The organism is Novosphingobium sp., assembly GCF_036820275.1.
Taxonomy (GTDB): domain Bacteria; phylum Pseudomonadota; class Alphaproteobacteria; order Sphingomonadales; family Sphingomonadaceae; genus Novosphingobium.
Map to the genome: position 1 here is coordinate 154,736 of NZ_DAISLT010000006.1, position 19,511 is coordinate 174,246.

The window sequence follows — 19,511 nt, forward strand, 5'->3', positions numbered from 1 at the left end:
CGACTTGCGCGATTTCGACCAGGCCGTGGTCGACGGCGGCAACGTGCCGCTCGACGTGCTGGCGAAGAACATCGACAGCTACATCGCCACCGGCAAGGCCGGCTGAGCGGAATGAAAAGCGCCGTCCCGGATCACATTCGGGGCGGCGCTTTTCCGCTTACTTCTTGCCGAAGAAGCCCTTGGCCATATCGGTAAGGTCGTCGATGACGCTGCCGTCGCCATCCTTGTCGAGGAAGGCAGTGAACTTCGAAGGATCGCTGCCTACGAGGCTGGCGAACTGGCCGAGCGAGCCTTCACCGCCGATCGCCGAAATGATCTGCTGGATCGTGCCGACGCCCAGGCCGGTCTTCTCTGCCGCTAGTTGGGCAGTATCACCCTCTTCCTGATGCGCGAGGCCCAGCGCGGCAATCGCCTTTTCCGCCTGCGCCGGTTCGATGCCGAGCTTCGAGGCGAGGTTCGCTACATCGGCATGTTCGCTGACTTGTCCAAGGATACCGTCGAAAAGTCCCATGGTCTTTCTCCTGGAGAGAGGGAAACAGGAAGATGCACGGTCTGGATGACAAAACAAGGGCCTCGAAACCGAAGTTCCGAGGCCCCGTTGTTATTGCGCGCTGTTCAGCGAGAGATCACGCCGCGACCGGCGCCGCCTTGCGGACGCCTTCGTCGACATGCGCTTCGAACTGCGTGAAGTTGTCGATGAACTGCTTCACCAGCGTCTGCGCGGTCTTGTCATACTCGGCGCCGTCGGCCCAGGCACCGCGCGGATCGAGCAGCTTGCTGTCCACGCCCGGAACCGCAACCGGCACTTCGAAGCCGAAGTTCGGGTCTTCCTTGAAGGCGGCGTGGTTGAGGCTGCCGTCGAGCGCGGCATTGAGCAGCGCGCGGGTCGCCTTGATCGGCATGCGCTTGATCCCTTCCATCGTCGCCATGCCGCCCGACCAGCCGGTGTTGACCAGCCAGCATTTCACGCCGCCCTTGGCGATCCGCTCCTTGAGCAGGTTGCCGTAGACCGAGGGGTGACGCGGCATGAACGGTGCGCCGAAGCAGGTGCTGAACGTCGCTTCCGGTTCGGTCACCCCGATCTCGGTGCCGGCGACGCGCGCGGTATAGCCCGAGAGGAAGTGATACATCGCCTGGTCGGGCGTGAGGCGCGCGATCGGCGGCAGCACGCCGTAAGCGTCGGCGGTGAGGAAGATGATGTTCTTCGGAACCGGACCGAGGTTCTTCTCCGAACAGTTCGGAATGAAGTCGATCGGGTAGGAACCGCGGCTGTTCTCGGCCAGCGAGTTATCGTCGAGGTCGATCTGGCGCGTCTCCGGATCGATCACGACGTTTTCGAGCACGGTGCCGAAGCGCTTGGTCGTCGCGAAGATTTCCGGCTCGGCTTCGGGCGAGAGACGGATCATCTTGGCATAGCAGCCGCCCTCGAAATTGAAGACGGCGGTGTCCGACCAGCCATGTTCGTCGTCACCGATCAGCGTGCGCGAAGCGTCCGCCGAAAGCGTGGTCTTGCCGGTGCCCGACAGGCCGAAGAACACGGCGGTGTCACCCTCGGGGCCGATATTGGCGGAGCAATGCATCGGCATCACGCCCTTGGTCGGCAGCAGGTAGTTGAGGATGCCGAAGACCGACTTCTTCATCTCGCCCGCATAGGCCGTGCCGCCGATCAGGATCAGCTTCTCGGTGAAGTTGACCGCGATCACCGTTTCCGTGCGCGAGCCGTGGCGCTCCGGATCGGCACGGAAGCTCGGCAGGTCGATGATGGTATATTCCGGCACGAAGCTGTCCAGTTCGGCTTCGCTCGGACGGACCAGCAGGGTGCGGATGAACAGGTTGTGCCAGGCGAACTCGTTGATCACCCGTACCTTGACGCGGTGTTCCGGTTGCGAGCCGCCGAACAGGTCGGCCACGTAGAGCTGGTCCTTGCCGCCCAGCGCCGCCAGGAAATCCTCCTTCAGCGCGGCGAAATGCTCTGGCGTCATCGGCACGTTGGTCTTGCCCCACCAGACCGTATCCGCGGTCTCGGCGTCCTTGACGATGAACTTGTCCTTGGCGGAACGCCCGGTGTGCTTGCCGGTCGCCACGACGAACGGACCGTCCGCGGCCAGGACGCCCTCGCCGTTCCGGATGGCCTGCTCGACCAGCGGCGCAGTGCCCAGGTTGGCCAGGATCTTCGCCCCGGTTTCTATGCCTTGACTGGCGAGCGGATAGTTAAGGGTAGCGGCCAATGTCATCTCCTCCATTTAAGGCGGGTCCGGCGGGAACCGGGCTCGCCCCGACATTTTTGCCCGAGAATCGGTCGGCGATTGTTCGCCCGCCGCCGTTGTCCGTCAAATTTTCGCAAAAATAAATGGAGCGAGCGAGGTAGGACGAATGCTCATCGACCATTCCGGGGCAATTTCAGGACGAGCCGCAAAGGCGTGGACGCTCGTCCCGGCAAAGGCTAGTCACGGTCGCCCGGTTGCATCGGCCCGGTTGCATCGGAAGGAACGCAGCGCATCCCATGGCAGACCCCACGGCATCTTCCACACCCGCTCCTGCCTCTCCCGAAGAGATCGCCCCTGCACCTGTCTCGGCCCCGGACCCTGTACCTGCCCGCCAGCAGTCGATCGCGCTGGTCGACGACGACCGCAACATCCTCACCACCGTCTCCATCGGCCTCCAGGCCGAAGGCTTCGCGACGCGCCTCTACACCGATGGCGAGACCGCGCTGAAAGCCCTGCTGGAGAACCCGCCGGACCTTGCCATCTTCGACATCAAGATGCCGCGCATGGACGGGCTGCACCTGCTGCAATCCCTGCGCGAACAGTCGAGCCTGCCGGTGATCTTCCTGACCTCGAAGGACGAGGAGCCGGACGAGGCACTCGGCCTGGCCATGGGCGCGGACGACTACATCACCAAACCCTTCAGCCAGCGCCTGCTCGTCGCCCGCATCCGCGCGATCCTGCGCCGCAGCGAACTGGCGAAGGCGAGCACTGAGGAGAGCGTGCCGGAAAACCTGCCGGACCCGGTGGTGCGCGGCCGCCTCAGCCTCGACCCCGCACGCCATCAGGTGACCTGGGACGGCGAGCCGGTCTCGCTGACCGTCACCGAATTCCTGATCCTCGAAGCGCTCGCGCTGCGGCCCGGCGTGGTGAAGAGCCGCAACCAGCTGATGGATGCCGCCTATAGCGAGGACGTCTACGTCGACGACCGCACCATCGACAGCCACATCAAGCGCCTGCGCCGCAAGTTCCGCGCCGCCGATCCCGAGTTTTCCGCGATCGATACGCTTTATGGCGCCGGTTATTCCTTCACCGATGGATAACCAGAAGCTGGGCACGCAGAAACGCAAGCGCCGCAAGGCCTCGCTGCTCGTCCGGCTCGGCCTGTCGTGGCGCGTGTCGCTGACGGCGCGCATCCTCGCGGTGAACGTGATCGCGCTGGCCCTGCTGGCAGGAAGCCTGTTCTACATCGACTCCTACCGGCGCGAACTGCTCGACGAACGCTTCCGTCTCGCCCGCTCGGAAGCCGAAGTCGTCGGCATCACCCTGGCCGAAGAGAATGCCGAGGACCGCCGCGACCTGATCGCGCGGATCGGCTCCGGCCAGGCCTTGCGCCTGCGGCTCTTCGACCGCGGCGGCAAGCTCGTCGCCGACAGTTTCGCGCTGGCGAAGCCCTCCTACCGGCTCATCGATCCCGCCAGCGAACCCTGGCTCCAGGATGCCGCCCGCGCGCTCGACAAGGGCATGGACTGGGTGCTCGGCTCGCCGCCGGTCGCCGACTATCACGACGCGCCGGGCGCCGGTGCCTCGGCCTGGCCGGAAGTGGCCGCCGCGCTGGCCAGTGGCCGGACCGAAGTCAGCCACAAGGCCGCGCCGGACCGCACCCCGGTCATCATCGCCGCGACCCCGGTCGGCAAGCGCGGCGAAGCCCTGCTCGTCACCCGCAACGCCCGCGACATCACCGAGAACGTGCGCATGGCGCGCCAGACCCTCGCCATCATCGTTGGCGCCGCGCTCACCGTCTCGATCCTGCTGTCGTTGTTTCTCGCCCGCACCATCGTCGAGCCGCTGCGCAAGCTCGTCCGCTCCGCCGTGCGCGTGCGCCTGGGCCGCGACCGCAGCGTGGTGGTGCCGCGCCTGCCCGACCGCCGCGACGAAATCGGCCTGCTCGCCCGCGCCCTCTCCGACATGAGCGGCGCCCTGCGCCAGCGCATCGACGCGGTCGAAAGCTTCGCCGCCGATGTCGCCCACGAGTTGAAGAACCCCCTCACCAGCCTGCGCAGCGCCCTCGAAAACCTCGACCGCGTCGACGACCCCGCCTTGCGCCGGCAACTTCTCGGCATCGCCAAGGACGACGTGCGGCGGATCGACTTCCTCGTCACCGAGATCGCCGATGCCAGCCGGATCGACGCCGAACTCAGCCGCACGACCTTCGAGCCGGTCGACATGCTGCGCCTCGTGCGCGCACTCGTCACCGAACGCGAGCAGCGCGGCGTCAACGGCGCCTGTCCCATACGCGTGATCCGCGAGGCCGACGGCGACCTCTTCGTCCCCGGCGACGCATCGCGGCTGGAGCGCGTGCTCCAGAACCTGCTCGACAACGCGATTTCCTTTTCTCCCGAAGGTACGCCCATCGAAGTCGCCGTGGGGCGCAGCGAAGGGCGGATCACCCTTTCCGTGTCCGATCATGGCCCCGGAATTCCCGAAGCCGCGCGCGAGAAGATCTTCGAGCGCTTCCACTCGCTGCGCCCCGCCAGCGAGGAATTCGGCAAGCACTCCGGACTCGGTCTCGCAATCGCCCGCACCATCGTCGAGGCACACTACGGCAAGCTGCGCGCGACCGACCGTACCGACGGTGCCCCGGGCGCGCGGCTGCTGATCTCGCTCCCCGCCTGGCAGGGCGAATGACGGTGACCGAACCTTTCGCCCGGCAATCGACCTGCGTCGCCATCGGCACTCGCGCGGTGCTGATCGAGGGACCATCGGGCACGGGCAAGTCCGGCCTGGCACTCGAACTGATCGATCGCGGGGCCAAGCTGGTCGGGGACGACGGCGTGCTCCTTCGCGAATCCGCGGGGCGGCTCCTCGCGCAGCCCCATCCGAACACGCGGGGGCTGATCGAAGTCCGCAATCTCGGCATCCTGCCTTTCCCTTGCCGGGAGGAAGCACCGGTTGCCCTGATCGTCATGCTGGACAACGAAGCGCCGCGCTTCATCGAGGCGGCGGACAGCGTGGCGATCGGCGGCGTGACGCTTCCCGCCTTGCGTCTCCGGCCCCATGCCGGACCTCTTGCGCTGAAGGTCGAGCTGGCGTTGTTGCATTATGGCCTCACCGGGTGACAAACCTGTAAGAACGCCTCTTTTCTTTCCCTGCCACCCGGCGCAAACAGCCCCGGATGCAGGACGATCTCCCCCCTGAAGCCGCTCGTCGAGCCTCCTCTCCGGCCAATCGGCAGAAAGTGCTGCTGGTGACCGGCATGCTCGGTGCCGGCAAGACCACGGTGCTGCGGGTTCTGGAGGATCTTGGCTGGGAAATCATCGACAATTTCCCGGTCCGCCTGCTGGAACGCATGATCGAGGGCCAGCCCTCCGACGATCCCTCGCCGCTCGCGATCGGCTTCGACTGCCGCACGCGCGGATTCAATCCCGAGCGGGTGATCGCGCAGGTCAAGGCACTCGGCGAGCGCGAGGATCTCGAAGTCACCACCCTGTTCCTCGACTGTTCGAGCAAGGAACTGGAACGCCGCTTCAACGAGACCCGCCGCCGCCACGTTCTCGCCGCCGACGCCCCGGTGGACAGCGGCATTCGCGCCGAACGCGAATTGCTGGCGCCGCTGCGCCGCTGGGCCGACATTCTCGTCGAAACCACCGAATTCACGTCTAACGACCTGCAACGCGCGATTCGCGAACGGTTCGCTGCGGACGAGCCGGAAGACCTGACGATCACGGTCTCCAGCTTCGGCTTCTCGCGCGGGATGCCCCCGCTGGCCGACTTCGTGTTCGACATGCGTTTCGTGGACAACCCGCACTGGGATTCCGAGCTGCGTCCGATGACCGGGCAGGATGCCCCGGTGGGCGACTATATCCGCAAGGATCCCGCCTTCGATGACGCATTTGCGCGGATTCGCGACCTTCTTCTGCTGCTGCTTCCGCGTTATCGCGCCCAAGGCAAGGCCTATGTTCACATCGCTTTCGGGTGTACCGGAGGGCGACACCGCTCCGTTTTTACCGCCGAGCAGATGGCTGCGGCCTTGCGCGAAGCGGGATTTTCGCCCACATTGTTGCATCGCAACCTGGGCTCGCGGGCTGCTGATCTTCTCGAGGGGGGAAATTCTCGAAGGGGTCCGGTAGCGTGAAAGAAGATTATATAACCCGGTCGCATTCGCAGGAAATTCGGAGCCAAACCCCAGCATGATCGGCATGATCCTGGTCACTCACGGCAATCTCGCCGAGGAATTCGTACACGCGATGGAACACGTCGTCGGAGACCAGTCGGCGGTGGCAACCGTCTGCATCGGTCCCAACGATGACATGGAACGTCGCCGCAGCGAGATCGCCGAAGCGATCACCGCCGTCGACAGCGGCGAAGGCGTCATCATCCTCACCGACCTGTTCGGCGGTACGCCCTCCAACCTCGCGATCTCGCTGATGGAAGCGGGCCGCGTGGAAGTGATCGCCGGCATCAACCTGCCGATGCTGATTCGCCTCGCCAAGGCGCGGGCCTGCATGTCGGTGCGCGAAGCCGCCGCTGCCGCGCGCGATGCCGGGCGCAACTACATCACGATCGCCAGCGAATATCTGGGACAGGACGCGGCATGAGCGATTTCCGCGAAACCGTTATCATCGTGAACAAGCGCGGCCTCCATGCCCGCGCCAGCGCCAAGTTCGTCAATCATGTCGCCGAACTGCCGGAATCCGTGCTCGTCACGGTCGGCAAGGACGGCACCGAAGCGGCGGGCAATTCCATCCTGGGCCTGATGATGCTCGGCGCCGCCAAGGGCGACAGCATCGAGATCGCCTGCAAGGGCGAAGGCGCGCAGGACGCGCTTTCGGTCCTGGCAACGCTCGTGCGTGACGGTTTCGGCGAAGAATGACGCCTGCCGATCGCGCGGCTTACCGCCGCACCATTACCGGGTTTTCGAACCCGCTGGTCAAGTTCCTCCGCTCCTTGCGCGAGAAGAAGCACCGCAAGCTGGAGAAGCGCTTCCTCGCCGAAGGCCTGCGCCTGCTGACCGATGCCCGCGAATGCGGCATCGTGCCGGAAATGCTGGTCATGGCCATCGGCCGCGATCCGCACCCGCTGCTCGACGCGCTGGAAGAAGCCGTTGCCGCGGCCGGCGGCGAGATCGTCGAGATGGACGAGGAAATCCTCGCCAAAGTCACGGGCAAGGATAATCCGCAGGCCGTCGCCGGTGTCTTCGCCGAGTTCGACACGCGGATCGCCAATCTCGACCGTTCGGCCGCACCGATCTGGCTGGTGGCCCAGGCGCTGCGCGATCCCGGCAACCTCGGCACGATGCTGCGGACCGGCGATGCGGTCGGCGCGGGTGGACTGATCCTGCTCGACGATTGCGCCGATCCCTTCTCGGTCGAAGCCGTGCGCGCCAGCATGGGCGCAATCTTCACGCAGAAGATTGCCATCGCTCGCTGGGACGAATTCCAGGACTGGCTGCGCGCCGGAAATGGCCAGTTGGTGGCCGCATCGCTGCGCGATCCCACCGACTATCGCCGCGCACCTTACGCCGCGCCGTGCTTCCTGATGGTGGGCAACGAATCGCAAGGCCTGCCCAAGGCATACGAGGAAGCGTGCGACTTGCGCGTCACCATCCCGATGCGCGGCCGGGCAGACAGCCTGAATGCCGCCGTCGCGGGTGCGGTACTCGCCTATGAGGCCCTTGCGCATCTTGAGGGCGATACCTGAGGAAGGCGTTCATCCGGGCATCATCCGCGACGTGTAGAGTGCCCGAACCATGCGTTTTGCCTTACTTGCCTTCTGCCTTTTGCCGTCCCTCGCCGCCTGCTCCGTTCAGGGTGAGGATTCGCCTCTCGCCCGAACGACCTGGCGATTCGCCCTGATCGACGGCCAAAGGCCGGATTCTGCCGATGCCCGCCTGACGTTCGAAGGCAGCAAGGTCGGCGTTCAGGTCGGCTGCAACCGCATGGATGGTCCCTGGCGGATAGATGCCGAGCGCCTGATCGCAGGCCCTCTCGCTCTCACCGAAATGACCTGCACGGTTCCCGCCTGGGATCAGGAAAAGGCAGTGAACGCCCTGCTCGTCGCCACACCCCGCTTCGCCATCGACGGCAACCACATGATCCTGCAATCGAGCGGCCATACCGCCGAACTCGTCCGCGAGGGCGGCCCCATGGAGCGCCCGACACGCACCGCCGACGGTAGCTGAAGCCTACTCTGCCGCTTCCGGCAGCGCTCCGGCCTCCGGCAAAGCGGTCGCGCCCGGCTCGGCACCAAAGCGCGGGACCGATTCGACTTGCGCCACTTCGTCGGAAATCTCGCGCTTGCCGATCTTGATGTGTTTTTCGGTAAGGCGGCGGGCGCGGCTCATCACGTTGCCCTCGTAAGTGCGGGCAAAGTCGTTGAAACTGTTGACCGCACGGCCGAGATGCACACCAACCTTGCTGAGATCGTCCTGCGTCTTGGCAAGGCTGTCATAGAGGTCGCTGCCGAGCTTGCCGATCTCGCGGGCTTCCTTGGCGAGGCCTTCCTGCTGCCAGACTTGCGCTATGGTGCGGCAGATGGCGACGAGGTTGGTCGGGCTGGCCAGCAGCACCCGGCGCTCGAAGGCATAGTCCCACAGGCTGGAATCGTGGTCGAGCGCGGCGGCAATGAAGTGCTCGCCCGGCACGAACATCAGCACATAGTCCGGCGCGTTCTCGAACTGGCTCTGGTAGGACTTGTTGCCCAGTGTCTGGATGTGATTGCGCATCGAGGCCGCATGCTGATCGAGAAAGGCGTTACGCACAGTCTCGTCATCGGCTTCGAAGGCATCCTGATAGGCATTGAGCGACACCTTGGCGTCGATCACCAGCTGCTTGTTGCCGGGAATACGCACGATCGCGTCGGGACGCAGGCGCCCATCCTCCGTCTCGATCGACTGTTCCGTCTCGAAGTCGGTATGTTCGGTAAGGCCGCACTGTTCGAGCACGTTCTTGAGTTGCTGCTCGCCCCAGCGCCCGCGCGCCTTGGGGGCATTGCGCAGCGAATTGCTGAGCCGCGCCGCTTCGGTGCGCACGCGTTCCTGCCCCGCGCTCAGCTCGACGAGCTGGCCAGTCAAGGTCGCGAAGGCATCGGTACGCTGCTTTTCTAGCGTTGCAACCTGCTCCTCATAGCTCTTGAGCCTTTCCCCGACAGGCGCGAGAAGCGTGCGAATCCGCTCGGCATTGGCTTTTTCGCTTTCCTCGAAACGCGCACCGGCGCGATTGAGGAAGGCCTCTTGTGCACCGGCCAGAACCTTGGCCCCAGCGTTCTCGAATTCCTTGCGCAGAGCTTCCTGCGCTTCGATCAGCAAGCGCTTCTGTTCGTCGAAGTTGGCAGACTTCTCCCGCAAGGTCGCCAGTTCCGACGCGAGTTCGCGCTGCTCGCGGCGCAGGGCATCGACCAGCGTAGCGTGCTCGGCACGCGCATTTTCGAGCGTCTGGGTAAGATCGCCGCGGGTACGTTCCAGCACCGCGCCATATTCGCCGCGCAGGCGTTCGGCCGCTTCGCCGTGACTTCGCCGTGCCAGATCCATGGACTGGTTATGCTCGGCCCGCGTACGTTCGAGCGCATCAGCAAGTTCGTCAGCCCGGCTGGCGCGTTCACTGGCAGAGGCAAGATCGCGAATCGCGGCGCGGAACTTCTCGTCGAGTTCGCGCGCCTCACGATCGCGGGTTTCGTGGCGGTTTCGCCAGTCGGCGGCCGGTCTGGAACCGAAGAACCAGCCGGCCCCAAGACCGACAACGAGCGCGAGAATAGCGACGACAGCGATTTCCATTCCGGCAGCATAGCCAGAACATTCAGGGAACGCCAGCCCTCAGGCCGGCTTTTCCCCATTGTGCGAAATCAGGCCGCCTTGCGCAGCTTGTCGAGCTTCTTGAGCGCCATCTGGCGCTTCAGGCGCGAGAGGTGGTCGATGAAGAGAATGCCTTCGAGATGGTCCATCTCGTGCTGAAGACAGGTGGCCATCAGGCCGTCCATGTTCTCTTCATGCACGGTGCCGTCGAGGTCCTGCCAGCGCGCACGGATGCGCGAAGGGCGTTCGACGTCGGCGTAGATCTCGGGAACCGAGAGGCAACCTTCCTGATAGACCGTGTGGTCTTCGGAAGGATCGAGGATTTCCGGATTGATGAAGATCCGGGGTTCCCGCTTCGTCGGCTGGTGCGTGTGGTGATGTCCGCCGTGGGCAGAGCACACTTCCGGTTCCGCATCTTCATCGTCGGGCTGGAGATCGATCACCAACACACGCAGCGGCACGCCGACCTGAATCGCGGCAAGGCCGATGCCCGGCGCGTCGTACATGGTTTCGAACATGTCTTCGACGAGCGTCTTCAGCTCGTCGTCGAACTTTTCGACGGGGACCGAAACCTGCTTGAGACGCAGATCGGGAACTTCGAGGATTTCACGGATAGCCATGCCCCGCAAATAAGCGCGATGGCCGATTCTCGCAAGATGGACGCTTCGATGACAGTGATCGAGAGCCTGTTTGGAAAATGCCCGTGGGGCATTTTCAGAGCGGCACCGGCCCGCTCCCCCACCCGACCTCCCATCAGGATACACTCGTGGGAGGTCGGGTGGGGGAGCGGGCCGGTGCCGCGAAATTCGCATTCCGCGAATTTCCAAACAGCATCCTAGACCACGGGCCGCCTCGCGCGGATCGCCTGGGCGAGTGTTCCCTCGTCCAGATAGTCGAGTTCGCCGCCCACCGGGAGACCGTGGGCGAGCTGGGTAATACGTACCGGAAGTCCTTCGAGACGCTCGGCAATATAGTGCGCCGTGGTCTGGCCTTCGAGCGTGGCATTCATGGCCAGCACCACCTCGTCGATGCCGCCCTCCTCCACGCGGCGCAGCAGGCGGTCGATCGTCAGGTCTTCCGGCCGCACGCCGTCGAGCGCGGAAAGACGCCCTCCGAGAACATGGTAGCGACCGTTGAACAGCCGCGCGCGGTCGAGCGCCCAGAGGTCCGCCACTTCCTCCACCACGCAGAGCGCACGCGCATCGCGGCGCGGATCGGCGCAAATGCCGCAAGGGTTGGTGGTGTCGATATTGCCGCAGGTCCCGCACTCGACCAGCGCTTCACGCACCGCTGCCAGGGCATCGACCAGTTGCACCAGCGAGGTCTCCCGCCGCTTGATGAGCCAGAGCACCGCCCGGCGCGCGGAACGGGGGCCGAGGCCGGGAAGGCGCGACAGCGCGGCGGTAAGCGTCTCGATCTCTTGCGATGCCATGGCGGCGGAGATAGGGCCTCCGGAGCTTTTGAGAAAGACCTTCGGAGAATTCCCCACACCATGCGCATCGTCTTCATGGGTACGCCCGATTTCGCGGTGCCCGCCCTCGTCGCGCTGGTCGAGGCCGGGCACGAGGTCGTCGCCGCCTACAGCCAGCCGCCGCGTCCCGGCGGGCGCCGCGGCAAGGAACTGACCCCCTCGCCCGTCCACAAGGAAGCGGAAGCGCGCGGAATCGAAGTGCGCCATCCGGTTTCGCTCAAGAGCGCGGAAGAACAGGCAAAGTTCGCCGCGCTGGAAGCCGATATCGCCGTGGTGGCCGCTTACGGCCTGCTGCTGCCACAGGCGGTGCTCGACGCGCCGCGCCTGGGCTGCCTCAACATCCATGCCTCGATCCTGCCGCGCTGGCGCGGGGCGGCGCCGATCCAGCGAGCGATCCTCGCAGGCGATCCGACGACAGGCGTGACGATCATGCAGATGGAAGCCGGCCTCGACACCGGGCCGATGCTGGCGACCCTGCGCACCACCATCGAGCGCAAGACCGCCGGTGAACTGACCGCCGAACTCGCAGAAAGGGGCGCGCAACTGATGGTCGGCACCTTGCGCGACCTTGCCGTTCATCGCGCTGTCACGCAGCCGGAAGACGGCGTGACTTACGCGAAGAAGATCGACAAGGCCGAGGCCCGGCTCGACTTCACGCTTCCCGCCGAGCAGGTCGAGCGGCAAGTGCGTGCCTTCATGCCCGCGCCGGGCGCCTTTTTCGAACTGGACGACGAGCGATACAAGGTTCTTGCCGCCGATGTCGTGGAGGGCACCGGCGAGCCGCGGGTCACGCTCGACGATTCGCTCACCGTCGCCTGCGGAGAAGGTGCGCTGCGCGTCACGCGCATCCAGCGCGCGGGCAAGCCTGCCATGGACACCGCCGACCTGCTGCGCGGCCGTGCCGTTCCCGCTGGAACGAGGCTCGCTTGACCCGTTTCGCGATCACTCTCGAATTCGACGGCGCGCCCTACATGGGTCTCCAGCGCCAGGCGCACGGCCCTTCGGTGCAGCAGAGCGTCGAGGAAGCTGTCTTCGCGCTTACCGGCGAGACCACGGGGATGCATGCCGCCGGGCGCACCGATGCGGGCGTCCACGCGCTCGGCATGAAAGCGCACATCGACATCGCCAAGCCGTTCACGCCGTTCCAGTTCACCGAAGGGTTGAACGCGCGGCTGCGCCCCCATCCGATCGCGGTGGTCGGCTGCGAGGTGGTGCCGGACGACTGGCATGCGCGCTTCTCGTGCATCGGCCGCTCGTACATCTACCGTATCGCCAACCGCCGCGCGCCGCTGACGCTGGAGCGCGGCAAGGCGTGGCAAGTGCCCAAGCCGCTCGACGAGGCGGCCATGCACCGCGCCGCGCAGATTCTGGTGGGTCTGCACGACTTCACGACATTCCGCTCGGCCCATTGCCAGTCGCAAAGCGCGCTCAAGACGCTCGATCGCCTCGACGTGCGACGCGAGGGCGAGATGGTGCTGATCGAGGCCGAAGCGCGCAGTTTCCTGCACCATCAGGTCCGCTCGATGGTCGGCTGCCTTGCGCTCGTCGGCATGGGACGCTGGGAGGAGCAACAGGTCGCCGAGGCACTGGAAGCGCGCAACCGTCAGGCGCTGGGTCTCAACTCCCCGCCGGACGGGCTTTACTTCGTGAAGGCGATCTATCCGGAGGATTGATCGTCCGCTTGCCGGACAAAGCAACCCCGTCATCCCAGCGAAAGCTGGGACCGCTTTCGTATGTGCTCTAAGCCATCGTCAGGACATTGCGGTTTAAGCGCCCTTAACGAAAAGCCGCATTAGGGTCACAGCGGTCCCAGCTTTCGCTGGGATGACGGGCGCTTATTACCGATTTCGCGCTGGCACAAAAAAGGGAGGCCGCAGCCTCCCTTTTTCATTCCCTATCTCGGCAGACCTCAGGCCTTGCCGACGACGCTTTCCGGCAGGTCGTTGCCGAACACGCGCTGGTAGTATTCAGCCACCATCACGCGCTCCGTCTCGTCGCACTTGTTCAGGAACGAGAGGCGGAAAGCGAAGCCCACGTCCTTGAAGATCGCCGCGTTCTGCGCCCAGGTGATGACGGTACGCGGGCTCATCACGGTCGAGATATCGCCGTTCATGAAGCCCTGGCGGGTGAAGTCCGCAACCTTGACCATGTTGGCGATCGTCGCGGCATCGATCTGCGGCACCTTCTTCGAAACGATGTCGGTCTCGACCGGCTCGGGCAGATAGTTGAGGCCAACCACCAGATTCCAGCGGTCCATCTGGCCCTGGTTGATCTGCTGGGTGCCGTGATAGAGACCCGAGGTGTCGCCGAGGCCGACCGTGTTGGCGGTGGCGAAGAGGCGGAAATTGCGGTCCGGACGGATCACGCGGTTCTGGTCGAGCAGGGTCAGCTTGCCCTCGGTTTCGAGGATGCGCTGGATCACGAACATCACGTCCGGGCGCCCGGCGTCGTATTCGTCGAACACCAGCGCGACCGGGTGCTGGAGCGCCCAGGGCAGCAGACCTTCGCGGAATTCGGTAACCTGGAGACCATCGCGCAGAACGATGGCATCGCGGCCGATCAGGTCGATACGGCTGATATGCGCATCAAGGTTGATGCGGATGCACGGCCACTTGAGGCGCGCCGCCACCTGTTCGATGTGGGTCGACTTGCCGGTGCCGTGATAGCCCTGCACCATAACGCGGCGATTGTAGGCAAAGCCCGCCAGGATCGCGAGCGTGGTGTCCGGATCGAAGACATACGTCTCGTCGAGGTCGGGAACGCGTTCGTCGGCGACGGAGAAGGCGGGCACCTTCCAGTCGATATCGATTCCGAAGGTCTCGCGCACGTCGAGTTCGATGTCGGGAGCAGCCAGCACGGTGGCGTCACGATTCTCGGCTTTCATGGTCTCGGTCTCAGTCATCGTTGCACCCGCGTAGACAAGCGGGCGCTGCACCGCAACAGGCTTTGCGGTTTATCGGGAATGCGGCGGGAGGAAAGCTACCCCGTGTGCTTGGCATCACTCCTCAACCAAGCTTCCTCGGCAAGGCGAACAGATCGATAAACCTCGCAGCGAGCGCCTCGTTTCCTGCAACGGTAAGCCTACCGCCTGCCTCCTCCACCGAACGTTTGCCGTAGAACACCGGCAGATAATCGGTGGCCGTCTCCGCCGAAAAGCGCAGGTCCGGTGGAGGCACGTCTTCACCGGCTGGCTCGATCCGCAGCTCCCCCTCCCCTAGCGTGCCCACGAACAGCGCCTGCCCCACTTCGAACAGCACGCGCAGCGCCAGATCGCCGATCCGCTCCGGCACGAGCATCGTCCGCAGCGAGAGCATGAAGGCCACCGGAGTCAGCGGCAGCATCGGATCGTGGCCCGGCGAGCGCACCGCCCAGCGGCCAAGCTCCTGCATCACCGGCTCCAGCGCCAGCCCCCATTCGGTCAAGGCATAGGCCTGCACCGAGGCGGGCGGCGGCAGGGTCACGCGGCGGACGATGCCGCTGGCTTCGAGGCTCCCCAACCGCTCGGTGAGCACTTTGGCGCTGAGGCCGGGCAAGGCAGCGCGAAGGCCGTTGAAGCGACGCGGCCCGAGCATCATCTCGCGCACGATCGGCAAGGTCCAGCGCTCGCCCACCAGTTCCATGGCGAAAGCCGCACCACAGGCGTCGCGATACCAGCGGCCATGAGCGGCTCCGTCCGGTCCGGTATTCACCGCAGGCGCATTCATCGCAGATGGCGTCCGCTTCGCCACGATGCAGTTTCTCTTTTAAACTTCATGGTTGCTTTTTGTAACCCGAATGCGCACCCTCCGGCAATAACGAATCGCCTCGAAGCGAACCTGAACCCCGGAGAGTGCCGATGCCCCGCAGCGAAACCGCGCGAACGGTCTTCACGGCCTATGCCGATGTCCCCCCGCCCGTTCGCGGCCAGGTCCGCGATCTGCGCCTGCGTTGGGCGCATGAAGAGATCGAGCGCGACTACCGGGTGGAGGAACTCGACGTCTATCACCCGCGTCCGGATGCCTACCTGGAATGGCAGCCTTTCGGGCAAGTCCCCGCCTTCGACGACGGCGAGCAGCGCCTGTTCGAGAGCGGCGCCATCCTGCTCTATCTCGGCGAGCAGGACGCCCGGCTGCTGCCGCAGGAGCCCAAGGCGCGCTGGCAGGCAATCACCTGGCTCTTCGCGGCACTCAACAGCGTGGAGCCTTTCGTCGCCCAAATCGGCGCGCTCGATTTCTTCCATTCGGGCAAGCCCTGGGCCGCGCAGGCCCGGCCGAGCGCCCTGCGACTGCTGGAATCGCGCCTTGCCAGTACCGAGGCCGCCTTGGGCGAGAAGGACTGGCTCGCCGGACAGTTCTCGATCGCGGACATCGTGATGGTCACGGTGCTGCGCATCCTCGACCACACCCGAATCCTCGACAGCTATCCGAGGCTCGCCGCCTACAAGGCGCGCGGCGAAAGCCGCCCGGCGTTCCGCCACGCCCTTACCGAACAACTCGAAAGCTACGCCTCTCCCGCCAACTAGGAGAAAAGCCATGCCCTATGTCGATGGTTTCGTGCTTGCCGTGCCGCTCGCCAACAAGGACAAGTTCATCGCCCATGCCCGGGAGTTGGACGAATACTTCCTCGAATATGGTGCCACCCGCGTCGTCGAATGCTGGGGCGACGACCTCCAGCACGGCAAGCAGACCGACTTCTTCCGCTCGGTAGAGGCCAAGGAGGACGAGACGGTCTGCTTCAGCTGGATCGAATGGCCGGACAAGGAAACCCGCGACCGGCAGATGGGCCTGCTCATGGAACTCATGAAGAACGACCCGCGCTTCGATCCTGCCACCAACCCGCCGCCCTTCGACGGCAAGCGCATGATCTTCGGCGGGTTCGATTCCGTCGTCGAACTGCCCAACCGTCAAGAAGGAGCGTGACCATGGCCAACCCCGTCGGAAGCTTCATCTGGTACGAACTGCTCACCAGCGACATCGCGGGAGCCGCGGCCTTCTACCGCGAGGTCGTCGGCTGGACGATCGCCACCCATGCCGATCCCGACGCAGGCGGAATGGACTACCGCATGATCGTCCGCGACGACGGCGGCATGGCAGGCGGCACCATGCAGATCACCGAGGATATGGCCGAGAACGGCGCAAGACCGATCTGGCTGCCCTATCTCTACGTCGAGGACGTGGACGCCGAAATCGCGGCGATCACGGTGGAAGGCGGCAAAGTGCAGATGCCCGCGACGGACCTCCCCGTCGGCCGCATCGCCATGGTCGCGGACCCACAAGGCGTGCCGTTCTACCTGATGAAGCCGATCCCCCCCGCCGACCAGCCCGATGCCTTCAGCGACGTCTTCTCCGTCACCGAGAACCAGCGGGTGCGCTGGAACGAGTTGGCCAGTCCCGACCAGGCAGGCTCCATGGCCTTCTACGGCAAGCACTTCGGCTTCACCTTCGACGAGAAGATGTCGATGGGCGAGATGGGCGACTACTGCTTCATCGGCCACCACGGACGAACGCTCGGCGCCATCATGCAGCGCCAGGAAGAAAGCCAGCCCTCGGTCTGGATGTTCTATTTCGGCGTACCCTCCATCGCCGCGGCGAAGGCCGCCATCGAAGCGAATGGCGGCAGGGTCCTGATGGGGCCGCACGAAGTCCCCGGCGGGGACTGGATCGTCGTCGCGGTGGACCCGCAAGGTGCCGGTTTCGGGCTTGTCGGCCCCAAAGGCGACTGAGACGCGACAGGAGCGGAAAGGCCATTGACGGCGGGACAACGTTCTATGATTGTTCCGCCAACAGACAAGTCGACGGAGTAGGAAGCATGGCCGATTACACCTTCTACACCAACCCGATGTCGCGCGGGCAGATCGCGCGCTGGGCGCTGCACGAGGCCGGGGCCGACTACCGGCAGGTGTTGATCGACTGGAAAGACAAACCCTCCACCTTCCTCGCCGTGAACCCGATGGGCAAAGTACCCACGATCGTCCACCATGCCGAAGGCGGCGACCGCACCGTCACCGAGGCTGCGGCGATCTGCCTCTATCTTGCGGAGATGCACCCCGAGGCGGGCCTGCTGCCGAGCGACGATGAGATGGCCGACTACTACCGCTGGACGTTCTTCGCCTCCGGTCCGGTCGAGCAGGCGATCACCTCGCGCCATTTCAAATGCGAACCTCTGCCCGAGCAGGAGATGATGGCCGGCTGGGGCAACTTCGAGCGTACGATGAACACCTTGGAGAGCCATTTCGATCGGTCGAAATACGTCTGCGGCGATCGCTTCACCATGGCCGACGTCTATGTCGGCAGCGCGGTGGACTGGGGCCTGACCTTCGGCACGATGCCTCCGCGCCCGGCCTTCGTCGCCTATGCAGAGCGCCTCCAGGAGCGCGACGCGTACAAAGCCGCCAAGGCGGTGGACAACGCCCTGATCGGGGAGATGAAGAAATGAGCGCGAAAAACCGCGTCTGCCTCTGGTACGACGGCACTGCCGAAGAGGCCGCGAACTTCTACGCCTCCGTTTTTCCCGATACCCACGTCACCCGCGTGGTCCAGTCGCCCACCGACTATCCTGACGGCAAGGCCGGAGATGTCATCACCGTGGAATTCACGGTCATGGGAATCGATTGTATCGGCCTCAACGGCGGCCCGGCCTTCCCGCAGACCGAAGCCTTCTCCTTCCAGGTCGAGACGCTGACCCAGGAAGAGACCGACCGCTACTGGAACGCGATCGTCGGCAACGGCGGCGCGGAAAGCATGTGCGGCTGGTGCAAGGATAAGTGGGGCCTCTCCTGGCAGATCACGCCCAAGGCGCTCAGCGACTCTCTCACCAATCCCGACCGCGCCGCAGCGAAGCGCGGGATGGAAGCGATGATGACGATGCGCAAGATCGACATCGCCGCGATCGAAGCCGCGGTTGCCGGACCTTCCGCATGAACCCGCAGCCGAGCCTCGAACTCTTCGGCCATCCGTTCTCGTCCTACACCTGGAAGGCGCTGATCCCGCTCTACGCCTATGAAGTGCCCTTCGCGTTCCGGATACTGGACCAGGAGCACCCGGACCATGCGGAAGTGGTGCAGATGGCCGGACCGCTCGGCAAGTTCCCGGTCCTGCGTGACGGCGAGAACCTGCTGTTCGAGGCGACGACGATCATCGAATACCTGGACCGGCACCATGTCTCGCCGGGCATGCTGATCCCCGAAGACCCGGACGCGGCGACGGCCGTCCGCATGCTCGACCGTGTCTTCGACAACTATGTCATGAACGTCATGCAGATCGTCGTGAACGAATATATCCGCGACGCCGCCAACCCCGACCAGGTGCGCTGCGCCGAAGCGCGGGCGCAACTGGACCGGGTCTATGCCTGGCTGGAAGGCTGGCTGCAGTTCTATCCGCAGATGGACCAGATCTCGCTGATCGAATGCGCGGCGGCACCTTCGCTGTTCTATGCCGACTGGGTCCACCCGATCCCCGAAGACCGGCCGCGCCTGCGCGAATGGCGGGCCCACCTGCTTGCCCTGCCGCCGGTGGCGCGCTGCGTGGAGGATGCCCGCCCCTTCCGTTCCTACTTCCCGCTTGGCGCACCGGAGAGAGACTGAACATTTCCGGGACTGAGGAGTGACTGCATGAGCGATACGGACAACGAACTCTCGATCACCCGCACCATCAACGCCCCGGTCGCGCAAGTCTGGGACGTCATGGTCAACCGGCAGGAAGAATGGTGGTGCCCCCGCCCCTGGCGCGTCGAAGTGGAAGAGCAGGACCGCCGCCCCGGCGGAGTCTGCCGGATGACGATGTACGGGCCCGACGGCGAAACCGCGCCGCAGAACGGCATCTACCTCGCCTACGACGAGGGCCGCCGCTTCGTGACCACGGACGCGGTCACCGGCGACTTCCAGCCCGCCGGCCCCTTCATGATCGGCATCTGGGAGATCGCTCCCGAAGGCGACGGGACCCGCTACACCGCCAGCGCCCGCCACTGGCGCGAGGAAGACCGCAAGATGCACGAAGACATGGGCTTCGTGGACGGCTGGGGCACCTGCGCCGACCAGCTCGCGGAAATCTGCGAGCGGGAAAAGACCTGA

At 65.0% G+C, this 19,511-nt stretch carries 24 protein-coding genes; 17 read left to right on the forward strand and 7 right to left on the reverse strand.

The window, feature by feature from the left end:
* Positions 1–157: 157 nt before the first annotated feature.
* Together V7066_RS07265 and V7066_RS07270 are read right to left on the reverse strand one after the other, a co-directional pair.
* Entirely contained in the window at positions 158–511 is a 354-nt protein-coding gene (locus V7066_RS07265; RefSeq protein WP_334182397.1) for a hypothetical protein, read from the reverse strand.
* Positions 512–626: 115 nt separating this feature from the next.
* Positions 627–2,228, reverse strand: coding sequence for a phosphoenolpyruvate carboxykinase (locus V7066_RS07270; protein ID WP_334182398.1), 1,602 nt, complete (start codon positions 2,226–2,228; stop codon positions 627–629).
* 275 nt (positions 2,229–2,503) lie between these two features.
* On the opposite strand from V7066_RS07270, the gene V7066_RS07275 reads away from it, so the two are divergent.
* The 8 genes from V7066_RS07275 to V7066_RS07310 are packed head-to-tail and all read left to right on the forward strand — an operon-like array spanning position 2,504 to position 8,385.
* On the forward strand, positions 2,504–3,307 hold the full coding sequence (locus V7066_RS07275) for a response regulator (RefSeq protein ID WP_334182399.1): 804 nt from the start codon (positions 2,504–2,506) through the stop codon (positions 3,305–3,307).
* Positions 3,276–4,892 (forward strand): sensor histidine kinase, encoded by a 1,617-nt coding sequence (locus V7066_RS07280; RefSeq protein WP_334182400.1) that lies wholly within the window; start codon positions 3,276–3,278, stop codon positions 4,890–4,892. The genes V7066_RS07275 and V7066_RS07280 overlap by 32 nt, the downstream gene beginning before the upstream one ends.
* On the forward strand, positions 4,889–5,323 hold the full coding sequence (locus V7066_RS07285; protein WP_442947311.1) for an HPr kinase/phosphorylase: 435 nt from the start codon (positions 4,889–4,891) through the stop codon (positions 5,321–5,323). The genes V7066_RS07280 and V7066_RS07285 overlap by 4 nt, the downstream gene beginning before the upstream one ends.
* Before the next feature lie 56 nt (positions 5,324–5,379).
* A complete protein-coding gene (gene rapZ / locus V7066_RS07290) occupies positions 5,380–6,339 on the forward strand; it encodes an RNase adapter RapZ (protein ID WP_334182402.1) in 960 nt (319 codons plus the stop codon).
* Between the two features lie 55 nt (positions 6,340–6,394).
* Positions 6,395–6,802, forward strand: a complete 408-nt coding sequence (locus V7066_RS07295) for a PTS sugar transporter subunit IIA (protein WP_147219710.1) — start codon at positions 6,395–6,397, stop codon at positions 6,800–6,802.
* On the forward strand, positions 6,799–7,077 hold the full coding sequence (locus V7066_RS07300) for an HPr family phosphocarrier protein (protein ID WP_334182403.1): 279 nt from the start codon (positions 6,799–6,801) through the stop codon (positions 7,075–7,077). The genes V7066_RS07295 and V7066_RS07300 overlap by 4 nt, the downstream gene beginning before the upstream one ends.
* Entirely contained in the window at positions 7,074–7,904 is an 831-nt protein-coding gene (locus tag V7066_RS07305) for a TrmH family RNA methyltransferase (protein ID WP_334182404.1), read from the forward strand. The genes V7066_RS07300 and V7066_RS07305 overlap by 4 nt, the downstream gene beginning before the upstream one ends.
* 49 nt (positions 7,905–7,953) lie before the next feature.
* A complete protein-coding gene (locus V7066_RS07310; RefSeq protein WP_334182405.1) occupies positions 7,954–8,385 on the forward strand; it encodes an META domain-containing protein in 432 nt (143 codons plus the stop codon).
* A gap of 3 nt (positions 8,386–8,388) precedes the next feature.
* On the opposite strand, the gene rmuC is transcribed toward V7066_RS07310, so the two are convergent.
* From rmuC to recR, 3 genes are all read right to left on the reverse strand, one after another.
* Entirely contained in the window at positions 8,389–9,975 is a 1,587-nt protein-coding gene (gene rmuC / locus V7066_RS07315) for a DNA recombination protein RmuC (protein WP_334182406.1), read from the reverse strand.
* A 68-nt stretch (positions 9,976–10,043) separates the two neighbouring features.
* Entirely contained in the window at positions 10,044–10,613 is a 570-nt protein-coding gene (def, locus tag V7066_RS07320) for a peptide deformylase (RefSeq protein ID WP_334182407.1), read from the reverse strand.
* A 215-nt stretch (positions 10,614–10,828) separates the two neighbouring features.
* A complete protein-coding gene (gene recR, locus V7066_RS07325; protein WP_334182408.1) occupies positions 10,829–11,425 on the reverse strand; it encodes a recombination mediator RecR in 597 nt (198 codons plus the stop codon).
* A gap of 60 nt (positions 11,426–11,485) precedes the next feature.
* Between recR and fmt the strand changes: the two genes are divergently transcribed.
* Complete coding sequence (gene fmt, locus V7066_RS07330; RefSeq protein ID WP_334182409.1) at positions 11,486–12,394, forward strand: methionyl-tRNA formyltransferase; 909 nt, start codon at positions 11,486–11,488, stop codon at positions 12,392–12,394.
* Entirely contained in the window at positions 12,391–13,137 is a 747-nt protein-coding gene (truA, locus tag V7066_RS07335; RefSeq protein WP_334182410.1) for a tRNA pseudouridine(38-40) synthase TruA, read from the forward strand. The genes fmt and truA overlap by 4 nt, the downstream gene beginning before the upstream one ends.
* Before the next feature lie 236 nt (positions 13,138–13,373).
* Here the strand turns inward: truA and cobS are convergent, their stop codons facing one another.
* Both cobS and V7066_RS07345 read right to left on the reverse strand, forming a co-directional pair.
* Positions 13,374–14,366, reverse strand: coding sequence for a cobaltochelatase subunit CobS (gene cobS / locus V7066_RS07340; RefSeq protein WP_334182411.1), 993 nt, complete (start codon positions 14,364–14,366; stop codon positions 13,374–13,376).
* Between the two features lie 103 nt (positions 14,367–14,469).
* A complete protein-coding gene (locus V7066_RS07345; protein WP_334182412.1) occupies positions 14,470–15,192 on the reverse strand; it encodes a winged helix-turn-helix transcriptional regulator in 723 nt (240 codons plus the stop codon).
* Between the two features lie 107 nt (positions 15,193–15,299).
* Between V7066_RS07345 and V7066_RS07350 the strand changes: the two genes are divergently transcribed.
* From V7066_RS07350 to V7066_RS07380, 7 genes are all read left to right on the forward strand, one after another.
* Positions 15,300–15,965 carry a glutathione S-transferase family protein gene (locus V7066_RS07350; RefSeq protein WP_334182413.1) on the forward strand — a complete coding sequence of 222 codons (666 nt, stop codon included), beginning with the start codon at positions 15,300–15,302 and terminating at the stop codon, positions 15,963–15,965.
* 10 nt (positions 15,966–15,975) lie between these two features.
* Positions 15,976–16,362: a DUF1428 domain-containing protein gene (locus tag V7066_RS07355; protein WP_334182414.1), complete on the forward strand. Its 387-nt coding sequence runs from the start codon at positions 15,976–15,978 to the stop codon at positions 16,360–16,362.
* 2 nt (positions 16,363–16,364) lie between these two features.
* A complete protein-coding gene (locus tag V7066_RS07360; RefSeq protein ID WP_334182415.1) occupies positions 16,365–17,165 on the forward strand; it encodes a VOC family protein in 801 nt (266 codons plus the stop codon).
* An 86-nt stretch (positions 17,166–17,251) separates the two neighbouring features.
* The gene (locus V7066_RS07365) at positions 17,252–17,878 is read left to right on the forward strand and encodes a glutathione S-transferase family protein (protein WP_334182416.1); all 627 of its coding nucleotides are present in this window, start codon (positions 17,252–17,254) and stop codon (positions 17,876–17,878) included.
* The gene (locus V7066_RS07370) at positions 17,875–18,363 is read left to right on the forward strand and encodes a VOC family protein (RefSeq protein ID WP_334182417.1); all 489 of its coding nucleotides are present in this window, start codon (positions 17,875–17,877) and stop codon (positions 18,361–18,363) included. The genes V7066_RS07365 and V7066_RS07370 overlap by 4 nt, the downstream gene beginning before the upstream one ends.
* Positions 18,360–19,025, forward strand: coding sequence for a glutathione S-transferase family protein (locus V7066_RS07375; protein WP_334182418.1), 666 nt, complete (start codon positions 18,360–18,362; stop codon positions 19,023–19,025). Before V7066_RS07370 ends, V7066_RS07375 begins: the two co-directional genes overlap by 4 nt.
* Before the next feature lie 27 nt (positions 19,026–19,052).
* Positions 19,053–19,511, forward strand: a complete 459-nt coding sequence (locus V7066_RS07380) for an SRPBCC family protein (protein ID WP_334182419.1) — start codon at positions 19,053–19,055, stop codon at positions 19,509–19,511.